This is a genomic window from Psychromonas sp. Urea-02u-13 (assembly GCF_002835995.1).
Taxonomy (GTDB): domain Bacteria; phylum Pseudomonadota; class Gammaproteobacteria; order Enterobacterales; family Psychromonadaceae; genus Psychromonas.
Genome location: NZ_PJBZ01000041.1, coordinates 49686 through 64572, shown reverse-complemented (window position 1 = coordinate 64572; position 14887 = coordinate 49686). Strand labels below are relative to the sequence as shown.

General features: G+C 39.6%; 15 protein-coding genes. 6 read left to right on the top strand and 9 right to left on the bottom strand.

The window, feature by feature from the left end:
- Window positions 1-51: 51 nt before the first annotated feature.
- Window positions 52-1008, bottom strand: a complete 957-nt coding sequence (locus tag CXF74_RS04010; protein ID WP_101081117.1) for an IS1595 family transposase — start codon at window positions 1006-1008, stop codon at window positions 52-54.
- A gap of 80 nt (window positions 1009-1088) precedes the next feature.
- Window positions 1089-1931, bottom strand: a complete 843-nt coding sequence (locus CXF74_RS04005; protein ID WP_101081116.1) for a DUF2989 domain-containing protein — start codon at window positions 1929-1931, stop codon at window positions 1089-1091.
- 68 nt (window positions 1932-1999) lie between these two features.
- Here CXF74_RS04005 and CXF74_RS04000 point away from each other — a divergent pair, with 68 nt between their 5' ends.
- The 3 genes from CXF74_RS04000 to nlpI all read left to right on the top strand — a co-directional run bounded on the left by CXF74_RS04000 (window position 2000) and on the right by nlpI (window position 4125).
- Window positions 2000-2272 (top strand): YeaC family protein, encoded by a 273-nt coding sequence (locus CXF74_RS04000; RefSeq protein ID WP_101081115.1) that lies wholly within the window; start codon window positions 2000-2002, stop codon window positions 2270-2272.
- Between the two features lie 85 nt (window positions 2273-2357).
- Window positions 2358-3059 (top strand): DUF4124 domain-containing protein, encoded by a 702-nt coding sequence (locus tag CXF74_RS03995; protein WP_101081114.1) that lies wholly within the window; start codon window positions 2358-2360, stop codon window positions 3057-3059.
- A gap of 145 nt (window positions 3060-3204) precedes the next feature.
- On the top strand, window positions 3205-4125 hold the full coding sequence (gene nlpI / locus CXF74_RS03990; RefSeq protein ID WP_101081113.1) for a lipoprotein NlpI: 921 nt from the start codon (window positions 3205-3207) through the stop codon (window positions 4123-4125).
- 248 nt (window positions 4126-4373) lie between these two features.
- Here nlpI and CXF74_RS03985 read toward each other — a convergent pair whose 3' ends face one another.
- The 4 genes from CXF74_RS03985 to rdgC all read right to left on the bottom strand — a co-directional run bounded on the left by CXF74_RS03985 (window position 4374) and on the right by rdgC (window position 7775).
- Window positions 4374-4577 (bottom strand): YaeP family protein, encoded by a 204-nt coding sequence (locus CXF74_RS03985; RefSeq protein WP_101081112.1) that lies wholly within the window; start codon window positions 4575-4577, stop codon window positions 4374-4376.
- Window positions 4578-4620: 43 nt separating this feature from the next.
- A complete protein-coding gene (locus tag CXF74_RS03980; RefSeq protein ID WP_101081111.1) occupies window positions 4621-5037 on the bottom strand; it encodes a SulA-like leucine-rich domain-containing protein in 417 nt (138 codons plus the stop codon).
- Window positions 5038-5520: 483 nt separating this feature from the next.
- On the bottom strand, window positions 5521-6711 hold the full coding sequence (gene purT / locus CXF74_RS03975) for a formate-dependent phosphoribosylglycinamide formyltransferase (RefSeq protein WP_198552769.1): 1191 nt from the start codon (window positions 6709-6711) through the stop codon (window positions 5521-5523).
- 155 nt (window positions 6712-6866) lie between these two features.
- The gene (rdgC, locus tag CXF74_RS03970; protein ID WP_101081110.1) at window positions 6867-7775 is read right to left on the bottom strand and encodes a recombination-associated protein RdgC; all 909 of its coding nucleotides are present in this window, start codon (window positions 7773-7775) and stop codon (window positions 6867-6869) included.
- 534 nt (window positions 7776-8309) lie between these two features.
- On the opposite strand from rdgC, the gene phoB reads away from it, so the two are divergent.
- The 3 genes from phoB to CXF74_RS03955 are packed head-to-tail and all read left to right on the top strand — an operon-like array spanning window position 8310 to window position 11109.
- A complete protein-coding gene (gene phoB / locus CXF74_RS03965) occupies window positions 8310-8993 on the top strand; it encodes a phosphate regulon transcriptional regulator PhoB (RefSeq protein WP_101081188.1) in 684 nt (227 codons plus the stop codon).
- A gap of 17 nt (window positions 8994-9010) precedes the next feature.
- Window positions 9011-10300, top strand: a complete 1290-nt coding sequence (gene phoR, locus CXF74_RS03960) for a phosphate regulon sensor histidine kinase PhoR (protein ID WP_101081109.1) — start codon at window positions 9011-9013, stop codon at window positions 10298-10300.
- A gap of 53 nt (window positions 10301-10353) precedes the next feature.
- Window positions 10354-11109 carry a Nif3-like dinuclear metal center hexameric protein gene (locus CXF74_RS03955; protein WP_101081108.1) on the top strand — a complete coding sequence of 252 codons (756 nt, stop codon included), beginning with the start codon at window positions 10354-10356 and terminating at the stop codon, window positions 11107-11109.
- Between the two features lie 118 nt (window positions 11110-11227).
- Here the strand turns inward: CXF74_RS03955 and CXF74_RS23070 are convergent, their stop codons facing one another.
- The 3 genes from CXF74_RS23070 to CXF74_RS03945 all read right to left on the bottom strand — a co-directional run bounded on the left by CXF74_RS23070 (window position 11228) and on the right by CXF74_RS03945 (window position 14823).
- Window positions 11228-11401, bottom strand: a complete 174-nt coding sequence (locus CXF74_RS23070) for a CBS domain-containing protein (RefSeq protein WP_442965911.1) — start codon at window positions 11399-11401, stop codon at window positions 11228-11230.
- A gap of 81 nt (window positions 11402-11482) precedes the next feature.
- Entirely contained in the window at window positions 11483-11905 is a 423-nt protein-coding gene (locus tag CXF74_RS03950; protein ID WP_101081107.1) for a CBS domain-containing protein, read from the bottom strand.
- Window positions 11906-12120: 215 nt separating this feature from the next.
- On the bottom strand, window positions 12121-14823 hold the full coding sequence (locus tag CXF74_RS03945; protein ID WP_101081106.1) for a nitrate reductase: 2703 nt from the start codon (window positions 14821-14823) through the stop codon (window positions 12121-12123).
- Between the last annotated feature and the right edge of the window lie 64 nt (window positions 14824-14887).

Sequence of the window (14887 nt, the reverse complement as noted above, 5' to 3'; positions counted from 1 at the left end):
AGAACAACACGATAAAGGCTTTATGGCAATATGCATAAAGCCTTTTTATGGCTATGTCTGAATTAGCTGTTGCGGCGTTCGCCCGACAGCTTCAAACAAGCAAATATCTGGTGTTATCCCTCCTTGATACCGCTCTAACATTCGACGCCAGCCAAGATAGTTACCGAGATATTTTGTGGCCACTCCATTAAATCGCTTCATCCATCCTTTTAACCGACTATCAAATGCGTTAACGTTTTGAATATGGAAAGCTCCCCTAGCTCTTGGACCTTTACTCTTGATCACTTCGTGTTCTATTCCCGTCTTTTTACAAAACGCAGAATAAACGGCTGCACCATCCGTACACAGGATGGCATCACTCTCTACTAGTGGTGATAAAGCAGCTTCTATGTGTATCGCATCAATTCTATCTAAGATAATTGTCGCTGTAGATTTATGTCTATCTCGCACAACTAATACTGGAATTTGATCGTCACTCGTTCCTCTCGTTTTTCCAACTCCGCCACGCTTCCTTGCTTCTCTAGGTAAATTTCGTTGGCCTTTGAATGACTCAAGGAAGAACGTTTCATCGGCTTCAACAATTCCCTCTTCATGTATTGCTTGATGAGTATTTGCCAAGGCTAGAAATCGATGACGCCACTGAAAAGCGGTATTCTTATTTACACCACATAATTTAGCGGCCTTTCTAATACTTAAACCATCAATTAAAGCCTGAGCATAGAGTAACCATTTATCTCGTTTACGTAGTCTTGCGAGCGGTGATTTTGTTAGTGGGTTGCACGTTTTGAGGCACTTTACACATCGATAACGAGGCAAACCATGGCTTGAACCCCAAGGCTTTAATTTTTCAGATTGGCAATGAGGACACTCGCGTAAAGTCGCTTTGACTGTTAATACTTCTTCAGCTGAGGTTTCGAGAGCTTCTAGATTATGGTGAAGACGTTGTTTTTGGCTGGGATTTAACAACTTAAGCTGTTGTAAAAAAGGAGTAAATTGTTGTTCATTCATGAGTATCACCTTGATAGTAATTAACACATAAATAAAGTATGGCAGGTTTACAACAGTTTACTCAGACATAGCCTTTTTTACTAGGGTAAAATAGGCGCTTCTATTTGAAACTTACCCTCACTTAACTGTAGATAATATTGCTGCGCTCTTTCCCTCAGTTGTACTTCATTCAAAATTAACCTATCACCGTGGCTTTTCCCCTTTTGTAATATTAATTCTAAATTAATAGGGTACTCATCATTTTCATCTTCTTTTTTAGCGATTAACGCCCAGACATAAGCTTCTTCAAATAATTTTTTCTGGTAAAAAATCGTCATGATCATGGTAAAGGTCGCGGGAGACGTTTGCTTTAATGAGGTCGTATAACGCAAGGCTTTATAAAATAGATTGAGTGATGTTTGCGCATTGTCTTTGGAATAAATCGTTGCGAGTTTAAACAATATTTTAGGATCGCGGATATCCTCTTTGGTTGCGAAGGTTAAAAATACTCTCCGAGCCTGCATGTCTTGATGATGTGTCCAAAGATAATAAGCGAGCATGGGATCTTTAGTGCCTTTGCTTTCTTTGAGATTTATTTGAATGAGTTCCTGCGCTTTAAGGTAATTCTCTAAACGTAATTTTTTACGATTTTTATTACGTGTATATTGCATAAACAAAGTGAGTTCTAAACATGATTCATATTCATCGAGCTCTGTGAGTAAGTCTCGTTTGTTTATTTCAGTGGGATCAATTTTGTCGTAATAGCGTGCACGAATGACAGTAGTACGCTTAAAACGACAATCTCCAATTTTGTGTAGGTCTTCGCAAAGCTCAGGTGAGTCTTTACAAATACTACCAATATTGTCACTCACCCAAGGTTTACACGCTGTTAATAGCAGTGCAGAGCACACAAGTGAGAGTTTCATCGCTGTCTTAATAATCATCAGTAGAAATATTCCGTTAAATCAATATACTTAGCATAGATAATTTTTGTAATTAATGGGAATTTACAGTGTCAAATATTACTGAGTATGCTAAAAAGCTATCGCCATCACTATATAGTAAGTTAAAACAATCAGTTGAGACAGGTCGATGGCTAGATGGTAACCCACTTGATGAAAAACAAAAAGCGGATACGTTACAGATAATTATGGCATACCAAAGTTTGCATAATGATAATCCAGATCATTTTAGTATTGCAAAAGGTGGAGAGATGTACATGGAAAAAAAATCAGTTTTACAAAAACGTTTCTCTCAAGATGACATTCATAAACTTGATTTATAAATAAGGCTATTTTCTTTCACCGTTTTTCAAAATAAGAAGTAAGCTAAAATAACTTATTATAAAATAAAAGGTTCCTTTAATTTTTATGTTCTATAAACCGTTCATTTATATTTTTCTATTTATATTCACTGCGCCTCTTTATGCTGAGGTCTATAAGTGCGACGACGAAGGAACTATTCACTACTCTACAACACCTTGTAATAACTTATTAATTGACTTAGAACTAGGCGATGAATCCATTGCCGATGAGCTTGTTCAAGAAGAACGTTTTTTTGCACCGACGTATCCTGGTTGGGCGAATGGTTGGCAGAAAACAAAGGATCTCAAATTAGAACGTTTTTTTGAAATTGAATATGAGCCGATCAAACCGGATGAAGCCGATAAGCTGACACACATTAATAAACAAAAATTGACTAATTTGCCACAATCGATGAGCGTACAGCGTTTTGCTGTTTCGGTTGAAGACATCATTGAAAGCATTTGTGCAAACGCCATTATTTACCAACCAAGTTCACCATCATGGGTACCTGAAAAGGTTTTTTATGGGCAATATGCTTGTTCATATAGACGTGATACTAAACAAGGTGAATTGGGTTATTACAAAATAATGCGCGGTGAAAATAGTATTTATATGATGGCGGTTATTTGGGCAGTTACTCCCTTTACAATAACAGCAGGAGAGCCCCTAACTATTCTTGAAGATAAATTGCAAAAACAAAAAATAAGTATCGCTAAAAAGTATTTGCAAGAAGATGTGAAATTATGCAGAGCGGGGACTTGTCTGTAATAAAGCTTTCTAAGCGCCATTAAACCTGTCTAAGTACCATTAAACCTACTTCTATTCACGACTTTTTGTCCTCAAATCATTATCTACCTTTACTTTGTTATTATTATAGTTCACTCTTAAAACTCTTATCCATAAGGCTTTATTCATGAAATTGAAACTATCAGCACTCACTTTATTGCCTCTTATTGCTGTTTTAACTGCCTGTGAATCAGTGCCTCAAAATAATACCCGCCATAAAGAAAAAACCAACCCGATGGTCGTATTACCGGTTGCAACAGCAGTACAGATTGATTATCAAGATGAAGTTAAATTATTACGCCTTAATCAGCTTATTGCAGAACATAAAGGGGATTCAAAACAGAAAGCATTGCTCTTTTATGAACGTGGCATTATTTATGACCGCATGGGGTTAAGTGCTCACAGTCGTTACGATTTCACACAATCTATCAATGCTGATCCCGCATTTCCAGATGCTTACAATTCTCTTGGGATTTACCTGTTATTAGGTCAGTCATATGACGAAGCTTTTGATGCCTTTGATGCAGCTATCGAGCTCAATGGTAAAATGCAATACAGTTATTTACACCGTGCAGTAGGGCTTTATCAAGTGAAGCGTTACCCACTGGCATCACGTGATATTAATACTTTTTACGAAATGGATAAAAGCGACCCTTACCGTACATTATGGCGTTACATTATCGACAGTAAGATTGACCCTGAGAAAGCACTGATTACATTACAAGAAGAGCAATCAACAGGCAGTGACAATCGTTATGTCTGGTCATTGATTGATGTGATTGCGGGACGTACCTCAGAGAAAGCCTTTTTTGAAACTATTGGTAATGGCGTAGAAACAAACAAAGAGATCGCGCAGCGTCTTTGTGAAGCGTATTTTTACCTGGGTCATTTTCATAAACTATCGGGTAATTTAGACAAGGCGATTTATTACTTTAAACTCACCACAACCACTAATATCCATGAGTTTATTGAATATAAATATGCGTTAATGGAGCTGGCTTCAATTCAAAAAGAGTTACAAGAGCAAGCGTTAAAAACCGTTAATTAATTCGTTTCACTTTGGCTTATGCCTGAAACGAGAAAAAGTAAGCAAACACACAGTGTTTTCTTACTTTTTTTTTGCCTGCCTTTAGCCTGCTGTTTCCTTCACTAACAGCCGTTTCTAACGATAGTCACTTACAACCTTCGATGACAGCTGTCTCTAACGATAGTCACTTACAACCTTCGCTACAATCGTCACAACAGCTTTCTCTAATAACCTTCTCTACAGATCTTCTCTAACAACATAAGTCTCGATTAATCGTTGTCGTTATAATCACTTAATACTAAGTTAGCCGCTGCAAAGGCGGCATCTTCACGTGTGGTGTTATCTAGTTGCTCATTGGCTGCTATCGCATCTAAGGCTTTAATCGCGCAGGTGATTGCTTTTGGTACGTAAGCTGCATCGCCACTTCCAATCATATTGATGATATTTTTTGTTTTATCGCAGTATGGGTACATAGGTGCTTCCTAGAAAGTATTTAATAAGCACTTATTATACCGTTTATTGTGCGCAATAAACAAAACAGTGGGTATTAGAATCGGCTGTTAATTGATTTATCTCATTCATTAGTGGTTTATTACACTTCGCTACCCAACGAATAACGGCCGCGTAATTATTACTCGCGAGTGCGTCTTTAAAAAGCTGATCCGGATCATTTAGCTGCTTTTGGTTAAGCGTAATAATACGGCTTTTATTAATACCTGCTTGCTGTAAAAACTGAAAGTTAGGTTTTCCTGGTGGCGCAATAAATAGGATCCACCTTGGATCCTCTGAGGTTTGTAAGTGCTGCAGAAGCGGGTGATAGTTATTCAGATCATAACTCAAGGTTAATCTGTTTTGCGACTTGCTGATATGTGAATCAATATGTCTAACATTGAATGAATTGTTGTTTGCCTGTTGCTGATAGCGAGATAACATAAAACCACCTTACAAATACTGTATGAATAAACACTGTATAAAACAACAGTACATTATTTTGTCTATATTTCAAGCTTTATTTACAGTTTTATAGAGAAGGTGCTGTTTTTATGAGCATAAAGGGGTTTTGTAGGCATAAAAAAAGGTAACCGAAGTTACCTTTTTTACAATTGAATCTATGTAACTACTCAGGCCGTCGCTATTTAAGGTCTGTTCAAGGTAAAGTTTCAGTTATCTGACGATAACCGTGTTTAAAAATGCTCACAAATTTATCGGGAATAAATTTGAACATCCGTAGGTTGGCCCGAAGGGCGTAGTACAGGATGTACGAAGTATTTAAACGACTAAACTGCGCTTTTTCGCCTTGAACTAAGCATAAATAGCTTAGCCCTGAACAGTTACTGTCTATTTTCGTATGAAAAGCACACGTTTTAGCCGGGTGCTGAGTAATTACGAATCTATTTTATTGCCTGTTATCCAGTACTAATACTTAATATTGACGGCATCAGAAACCAGTTTGGCATTAATAACGGCGCTGTTGGTATCATCGCCACGGGCAATCGCAACACCTAAGCGGCGTGAGCCATTAATATCGGGTTTTGCAAAAAGACGAATTTGTGCGCCATTAACCAGACCTAATGCTTGGGCGATATTACTGTATTGAATATCTTCTGATTTACCATTACCTAAAATAACACTCGATGCCGTTGGGCCATATTGCGTGATAGTGCCAATAGGGAAGCCCAAAATGGCACGAACGTGCAATGCAAACTCTGACGCATCCTGGGAAAGTAAAGTTACTAAACCGGTGTCGTGTGGACGTGGTGAAACTTCATTAAAGTAAACCTCATCACCTTTAATAAAGAACTCCATACCAAACAGGCCATAACCGCCTAATTCAGTGACCACTTTTTTTGCAATGTCTTGTGCTTGTTGAAGTGCAATATCAGACATTACTTGTGGCTGCCATGACTCACGGTAATCTCCATTTTCTTGGCGATGACCAATAGGCGCGCAAAAATGTACGCCATCAATCGCACTGATCGTCAGTAGCGTGATTTCATAATCAAAGGGTACAAATCCTTCTACAATAACGCGACCGGCGCCAGTACGACCGCCTTCTTGTGAATAGTCCCAGGCAGCATCTAAATCTGTATCAGATTTAATCACGGTTTGTCCTTTACCTGAGCTACTCATGACCGGTTTAACGACGCAGGGAATACCGACTTCTTTGACGGCTTGTAGATATTGTTCTTTTATATCAGTAAAGAAATAAGGAGAGGTTTTAACGCTAAGTGTTTCTGCGACAAGGCGACGAATGCCTTCTCTGTCCATGGTGAGCTTAGTGGCACGTGCAGAAGGGATAATATTAAAGCCTTCTTTTTCTAGCTTAACAAGGGTATCAGTGGCAATCGCTTCGACTTCAGGAATGATAAAATCAGGTTTTTCTGCGCGGATAATCTGCTCTAGCTTATCGCCATCAAGCATTGATACTACGTGAGATGAATGGGCAACTTGCATTGCTGGGGCATTTTCATAACTGTCTGCCGCTACCACTTCAATGCCAAAGCGTTGTAGTTCAATCGCGACTTCTTTACCTAACTCCCCCGAACCGAGTAAAAGGGCTTTTGTTGCACTGGGGGATTTAGCACTACCAAATATTGATACACTCATGTTAATAAATCTCATTTAATTGATGGGAAAATTAAGCGAGAATAATAACAGAAAAACCGCTTTTTTTAAGCGGTTTTTCTAAGGTTTGTTTTTTAGAGAGGCTATTGAGTGAAAGCCTCTTTTGCGTCATTTTGTACGACGTTGTGTGTGTTTGCTTATAGTGTCTGTTGACCACCAAAAGCCTCAATCACAGCTGGAACAAGCAGTTTGATTTCACCTGTCATTAACGCAAAATCTGCATCGAAACGGGCTGCAAAGTCATCTTTTTCAATGTCTTCATTTTGCTCTTGTAATACATCAGAGAATTTAATGCGTTTCAGCATAAACTCTTCACCAATGATAAACGAGATGCTATCAGCCCAGTTCAGCGCAAGTTTAGTCACAAATTTATCCGATGAAAGATGATTTTTTATTTCATCTGAAAGCAGGTCTTGTTGCTTACAACGAATAATACCGCCGCCTTCTAATGCAGAGCACAATTCAGCTTCATCTTCTAATTTGAAATTTGTTGGAATATTACCTTCTACTAACCAGTCAGTCATCACAACATCAGCTTGGTTTTTAAGTTGAATTGGCACAACCGGTAAACTACCTAATGTTTTACGTAATAACGAGATTAGCTCTTCGGCTTTACGCGCGCTTGAAGCATCAACATAAAGCATATCTGATTCAGGGTCTATCCACGCATACGTTTGTGAAGTACGGCTAAAGGCACGTGGCAATAACTGCATCATGATCTCTTCTTTTAAAGAGTCTTTTTCTTTTTTCTTTAATGCGCGACCTTGCTCAGCTTCAATCGCTTCAACACGTTCATTTAGCTGATCTTTAATCACACCTGCCGGTACCATTTTTTCTTCTTTTTTAAGGCAGATAAGAATTTGTTTATTGGCTGTATGGGTGTACATTGCGCCGATTTTTCCCATTGGGAATATCCAGCCTAATTTTGAGACATCTTGGCTTCCGCAAGGTTTAAATTTAAACTCTTCTAAGTTTCGCTCTAACGCTTTTTCATCTTGCTCTAGTGGACGGGTAAAACGATAAACTTGTAGGTTTTTGAAAAACATGGGAAACACCTTAAAATAAAAATCAGAGGGAAGAGTGTAAATGAAATTTGAAAAAGAGTTTACCATTTTTTAATAAATGCTCAGAACAACACATTTTATTGCTCGTTTAAAATGTAAAAGCGCACCGATTAATTTTGTAAAGTCGCACTTTTTCGTGAATAGATACGCTAAGATAGCCGAACTGAGCAATTGTTGATGTTTACTCGTTGTTATACCAAGTGCATTAAATATGTGATCTTGTATTGCGTAGGAAAAATGAGTGCTATCAAGGCATGAGTTGTAGGAAGTAGTTATTCTCCTTTCACAAAATCGTATGGAATGATTTTGAACAGCTTTAGCTGGCCACAACGTGGTGAAGAATAGGACGTTTTGAATAAAATTCATAACGTAGATAGTGCTCGTTTTAACAAGTAAGGCTGATCACAAATTAAATGTGGTTGGTATTTATGACAGTTTATGAGCTTTTGTCATATAAGTGTCATAATGCGAGGTAATAATAGCGCCACTTTAAATTTAGATAGACAGGTAAGTACTATGGCAAGTCGTATATTAGTAGTCGAAGATGAAGTCGCAATCCGTGATATGTTATGTTTTGTTCTTGAACAACATGGCTACGAGTGTATAGAAGCTGATAGTTATCAAGTCGCATTAGAGCAACTTGGTGAACCTTACCCTGACCTTATTCTATTAGATTGGATGTTCCCAGGTGGCAGCGGTATCAAGCTACTTAAATATCTTAAAGTCGATGAAATGTTACGCCAAATTCCTGTGGTGATGTTGACGGCTCGTGGCGAAGAAGAAGATAAAGTCCGTGGCCTTGAAAATGGCGCCGATGATTATGTGACTAAACCTTTTTCACCTAAAGAGTTAATGGCGCGCCTTAAATCGGTATTACGCCGCGTTAATCCAACGTCACTTGATGATACATTAGAAGTTGGAAAACTGAAGTTAGACCCCATTTCACATCGTGCCACACTCGATGACTCGCCATTAGACATGGGGCCAACAGAGTTTAAATTATTACACTTCTTTATGACTCATCCTGAACGTGTTTATAGCCGTGAGCAATTACTTAATAATGTCTGGGGTACTAACGTTTACGTTGAAGATCGCACGGTTGATGTGCATATCAGACGTTTACGCAAAGCATTAAAAGATCATGATTATCTTGTGCAAACAGTACGTGGCTCAGGTTACCGTTTCTCGACCAAGCAATAACCATAGAAGACTAAAAATTGAAAATCTATTCATGGAAGGCATTGATGTGGGGGCTGGTATTTGTATACCTGCCGGTTATTATTGTGGGCGCGCTATTTGATTGTTTACAAGAATTATTATTAGTGTCTTTTTTTGTGCACATTATTTGGCATTATTATTATCTGAAAATCCTAAATAATTGGTTATGGAATAGCCACAGTACCGTTTTACCCCATGGGAAATCTGAGTGGGAACATGCCTTTATTGGTATTCATAATATGCAACAACGTCATCGTAAAAGGCGTAATAATTTAGCCTCTGTGATCAGCCGATTTCGTGAGGGCTCAGAAGCCTTACCCGATGCCGTGGTGGTGTTCCATAAAAGTGGCGAGATAATCTGGTGCAACCGTTTAGCTCAGTTCCAACTTGGCTTTAAGTGGCCAGAAGATTCTGGTGACAATATTACCAACCTGATACGTAATCCTCTTTTTGTTGAACATCTTAAAAGCAGTGATTATGACCAACCGTTAGATCTTACGTCACCCATTAACGCAGAAAAAATGCTTGAGTTCCGCGTGATGCCTTACGCCAAACATCAGCGTATTTTGATTGTTCGTGATGTGACCACTTACCGCCAATTAGACGAGCAACGACGCCAGTTTGTAGCCAATGTTTCCCATGAGTTACGTACGCCATTAACGGTATTACAAGGCTATATTGAGATACTCGGTATGCAAAGTGAAGCCGGATCACGCCAAGAAAAAGCCATTACTGTATTAGATCAACAAACATCGCGTATGTGTTCGTTAGTCGAGCAATTAATGACGCTGTCAAAAATAGAAGGTGCTGCTAGCATCGATTTTGATGACGAAGTTAATGTGCCAGCGATGTTGAAACAAATTGAAAATGAAGCACACACGCTGTCTAAAGATAAAAAATTACAACTCAACTTTGCAGTGGAAGATAAATTACAACTGCTTGGCGACGAGATGCAATTACGCAGTGCGATGGCAAACCTTGTTTATAACGCAGTAAATTACACGCCTAAAAATGGTGCGATTAAAGTGATTTGGCGCGCTTGTGAAACCGGGGCATATTTTTGTGTGATGGATAACGGTGATGGTATTGCACCAGAGCACATTTTACATCTGACTGAACGTTTTTATCGTGTTGATGAATCTCGTTCACGTGATACCGGAGGCTCAGGGTTAGGGTTGTCGATTGTGAAACACGCATTAAGTCATTATGACAGCGAGCTAAACATCGAAAGTAACTTAGGAGAGGGGAGCCAATTCTCATTTATTATTCCAAATAGTTACCTGCTGTAAAGCGTTCCGCTACAATAGCTCATAATTATTCATTTTCTTATTATGAGCTAACCATGAAAAACAGAAAACTTGCCAATAAACTTGACCAATTCTTAGAAATTCATCAATTCAAAGATTACTGCCCTAATGGTTTACAAATTGAAGGGCGTGAAGAAGTTAAAAAAATAATCACAGGTGTAACCGCTAACCAAGCGTTAATTGATGCCGCGATTGAGCAACAAGCGGATGCTATTTTAGTGCATCACGGTTTTTTCTGGAAAGGCGAAAAGCAAGAAATTATCGGCATGAAATACAAGCGTATTAAAGCGCTGATTGAAAATGGTATCAACTTATATGCTTATCACTTGCCACTGGATGTTCACCCTGAATTAGGCAACAACGCACAGCTGGCTAAATTATTACAAATCACCGATAGACGCCCCCTTGAACCTTGGGATAAACGCAGCGTAGGCCGTGTGGGTAAATTTGAAGAGGCGATCACGCCAGATGAACTAAGCACACGTATTGAGCAAGTATTAGATCGCGCGCCAATGCATATTGATGGCGGTAAAAAAGAGATAAAAACCATCGCATGGTGCACCGGTGGCGGACAAGATTACATTACTATTGCAGCAGAGCAGGGCATCGATGCCTTTATCAGTGGCGAAATATCAGAGCGTACAACACATATCGCACGTGAAATGGGTATTCACTATTTTGCAGCTGGGCATCATGCAACCGAGCGCTACGGCGTACAAGCATTAGGGCAATGGTTAAGCGACGAATTAGAGTTTGATGTCACTTATATTGATATCGATAACCCGGTGTAGGCTAAAGGTATTAGTGACATCATGGCGCTTAATTAAAATGCACTGCTATTAGCAGTGCATTTTTTTGTCTTACATTTTCTGTCTTGTATTACGTTATGGACACCGTTTCACTGTCGCACTATTTAATCCGGCGTGCATTGTGGCAGGTTAATATATTGAGTAGCGATAATAAATCCACGCGATTAACCATACCGACTAAAATACCCTTTTCTAATACAGGAAATACGTTTGCCGTTTCCTCGCGAGTTTTTAGAAATACCTCTGTCACATTATCATCGGGCGCGAGGGTGATCTATACCCATGCTACCTCAAGATGCTTTGTCAGGCACAAGCTCGATAACCAGAGCAAGGCACAACATGAGGTAATTGTTATTCACTTTTCGATTGTTGTAACGCTGGGCTGGTTTTCGAGCTTGCGCCCCGTAGGGCAAGGTAACTTGTACCAATCTACGTCGTTATAAAATTTCGACTTAGAATGACTAGGCTTCAATTTTATGCCTAGTATATCAGCACAATTTCCCTTGCTGACTTTGCATCTTGAAGTAGCATGGGTATATAAACTAAGCATAATGTCGTTCACTTTTACAGTTTGCTCACCATGATAAACACTGCTAAACAACGCTTTGTGGCAGTCTATTTGTGAGACTAAACCAATTAACTTATTGGCTTCATTAACCACCGGTAAATGGGCTTGCTTCACCTTCGCGAGTATATTGATAATCTCCTTTAAGGGTGTTTGGTATTGCACCGTGACTGGGCTTGTTGTCATGATTTGTTTAATGGTTTGTTCTTTCATTTTATATCCCTATAGATTATACCAATACCACTAACTAACTGATCAATCTTACTGGTTAAAAGAAGCTATTTCCGCGTTGTAAGTTTTGTAAAGGGAACAACCATTTACGGCAACTTCCGCCTTGAACTAGCTCCTTTTTCCTATGTAATATTAGATCCATAAATTAATGGAATTGGTATTGTTCATTATTGCTAAATTAGCCTTCGAAAGGCTAACTAAACAGTTTGCTCATTTAATAGTTCAGTGATTTCTGGCAGACAGCTGCCACAACCTGTGCCTGCCCCTGTGGTTTGACAGAGTTGTTCAAGTGAAGATTTACCTGGTGTTGCAATGCAGTTGTTAATAGCACTGTTAATGGCATTGTTAAGGGTGTTTAGCCCAACTTGTTTACACGCACAAATAATCTTGCCTGAGACTAATTGACCTTGTGCACATCCTGATAGCAGTGAGCGTTCTGTGCTCAGATCAACAGGGTGTGCAAACAGGTTTTCTATCCAATCAAAGGCATTATTTTGTAATTGTGTCGCCACAATATAAGCACCCAAAATTTGCTCCTGATGAAGGCGAGCATAGCGGTACAGTGTCTTTTGCTGATTAGCATAATCAAGGGTTTTATGCGCCTGTTGATTCACCAGTGAATATCGGTTAATTAATTGTTTTAATCGCTCATTCAAGCGTTCAGGTGACATCGCGTCTGCAAGTCGATACAAATAGCCATTTTCAACTTTCTGTTTAACCCAGTAATCAAACTGACTTAAGCCTAATTCACTGATATCAAGTTGCTGACGACTTAAAAAAATGGCTTCACTCTGGTAATGCCATTTTTTAATATTAACGGCGCTGGACTTAAACGCCGGTTGCCCAGAGATTGGGTCGACATTACTGTTAGTAATTAACGTGCAGACACTGGCGTTACTGGCTGTTTGTTGATTCCAATGAATAGGAATAAACACTTGTCCTTTAGGTATCTTTTTTGATATCGAGACACGTACTAAAATGGCACCTTGCGCACTGCTTACGCTGGCTAAATCGCCATCTTGTACGTTTTTATGCTGTGCATCATCATGATTAATGGAGACAAAAGGCTCACTAATATGGGCGCTTAATCGACTTGAAAGGCCTGTTCTTGTCATAGTGTGCCAGTGATCACGAATGCGCCCACTGTTCATTTGTAAGGGATACTCTTCACAAGGCGCCAGTACGGATTTTTGTACAGCAACAGCAATAAATTGTGCTTTGTTATTGGCGCTAAAAAAACGATTATCGGTAAACATGCGTTGTTGGATAATCGCAGTCTGTAACGTGGTGACGGGCCATTGTTGCGGTGTTAACTGACTGTAACCCTGCGCATCTAATTGTGTTAATCCATCTTGGTTACCCAGTGTGGTCATTTTTGCATACTCAGAAAAGATTTCCCCTTCGTGAAAATAGTTAAAGGCCTGTGTAAATCCCATTCGTTTGGCAACTTCACAAATTATCCACCAATCCGCTTTAGCTTCGCCTGGGCTGGCTAAAATTCTGCGCTGACGAGATATACGTCGTTCTGAATTGGTCACTGTGCCTGACTTTTCACTCCAACCTTGTGCGGGTAATAATACATTCGCCAACTGTGTGGTGGCGGTGTCTTTGATGCAATCTGAAACAACCACTAAGGGACATTTTTTAAGTGCCGCAATAATGCTTGTGCTATCGGGTAAACTCACGACAGGGTTGGTCGCCATTATCCATATGGCTTTAATCTTACCTTCACCCATCGCCTCAAATAGGTCGATGGCTTTAAGACCAGGGCGGCTTGCTAAGGTGTCTGTTTTCCAAAAATCACTGATTAGTTGCTGAGCCTGGTTATCGCCAAACTCCATATGTGCAGCTAGCGTATTAGCAAGTCCACCCACTTCTCGACCGCCCATCGCATTGGGTTGCCCGGTCACTGAAAAGGGGCCCATACCCGGCTTACCGATGCGACCCGTGGCGATATGACAGTTGATAATGCTGTTTACTTTATCGGTTCCCTGTGTAGACTGATTAACACCTTGTGAGTAGATGCTCAGGGTTTTATCGGTATTAGAAAATTTCTGGTAAAACGTATTTAAATCAACGTCGTTAATCATTAATGTGTTTAATAATTGCTGTTGATCTGTACTGTCGTTGATTGCACTGGTTAACGCTTCCTCAAACCCTTCTGTGTATTTTTCTATATAATCCGTATCTATTTTTTTATGCTTGGCTAAATAGCGCAATAGGCCATTAAAAAGAGCGACATCTGTGTCTGGTTGAATGGCTAAATGTAAATCTGCAATGGAGCAGGTATCGGTTTTTCTTGGATCAATGACCACAATGAATAACTCAGGGCGTTGCTTTTTAGCCGCTTTTAAACGTTGAAATAAAACCGGATGACACCAGGCCAAATTAGAGCCGGTAATGACCACCAAATCAGCCATTTCAATATCTTCATAACAAATTGGCACCGTATCACTGCCAAAAGCACGTTTATGCCCAGCAACCGCCGAGGACATGCATAATCGTGAGTTTGTATCGATATTCGCGCTACCGATAAAACCTTTCATTAATTTGTTTGCGACATAATAATCTTCAGTCAATAACTGTCCAGAGACATAAAACGCAACTGAATCGGGTCCGTGTTTTTTAATGGTTTCAGAAAATTGCGAGGCCACATATTCAAGTGCGCTTGCCCAATCACTGTCAACACCATCAATGCTTGGGGTTAATAATCGTCCTTGATGGCCGACCGTTTCTCCAAGCGCGTAACCTTTAGAGCATAACTGGCCATAATTGGCAGGATGGCCTTTATCGCCTTGTATATCGAGTGTGCCTTGTCTATTTACTTTGGCTTCAATGCCACAACCAACACCACAATATGCACAGGTTGTTTTTGTCCATAAGCTTTTTTTTATTGTCATATGCACTCTCTTAATGGTCATTTGCTTGTATTGATTAATAAACAGATAGAGCAAAGACCACACC

Bases quoted from the DNA above. Each gene is read 5' to 3' on its own strand.
- CXF74_RS04010 (WP_101081117.1), bottom strand. From the start codon at position 1,008: ATGAATGAACAACAATTTACTCCTTTTTTACAACAGCTTAAGTTGTTA.
- CXF74_RS04005 (WP_101081116.1), bottom strand. From the start codon at position 1,931: ATGATTATTAAGACAGCGATGAAACTCTCACTTGTGTGCTCTGCACTG.
- CXF74_RS03995 (WP_101081114.1), top strand. From the start codon at position 2,358: ATGTTCTATAAACCGTTCATTTATATTTTTCTATTTATATTCACTGCG.
- nlpI (WP_101081113.1), top strand. From the start codon at position 3,205: ATGAAATTGAAACTATCAGCACTCACTTTATTGCCTCTTATTGCTGTT.
- CXF74_RS03985 (WP_101081112.1), bottom strand. From the start codon at position 4,577: ATGTACCCATACTGCGATAAAACAAAAAATATCATCAATATGATTGGA.
- CXF74_RS03980 (WP_101081111.1), bottom strand. From the start codon at position 5,037: ATGTTATCTCGCTATCAGCAACAGGCAAACAACAATTCATTCAATGTT.
- purT (WP_198552769.1), bottom strand. From the start codon at position 6,711: ATGAGTGTATCAATATTTGGTAGTGCTAAATCCCCCAGTGCAACAAAA.
- rdgC (WP_101081110.1), bottom strand. From the start codon at position 7,775: ATGTTTTTCAAAAACCTACAAGTTTATCGTTTTACCCGTCCACTAGAG.
- phoB (WP_101081188.1), top strand. From the start codon at position 8,310: ATGGCAAGTCGTATATTAGTAGTCGAAGATGAAGTCGCAATCCGTGAT.
- CXF74_RS03955 (WP_101081108.1), top strand. From the start codon at position 10,354: ATGAAAAACAGAAAACTTGCCAATAAACTTGACCAATTCTTAGAAATT.
- CXF74_RS03950 (WP_101081107.1), bottom strand. From the start codon at position 11,905: ATGAAAGAACAAACCATTAAACAAATCATGACAACAAGCCCAGTCACG.
- CXF74_RS03945 (WP_101081106.1), bottom strand. From the start codon at position 14,823: ATGACAATAAAAAAAAGCTTATGGACAAAAACAACCTGTGCATATTGT.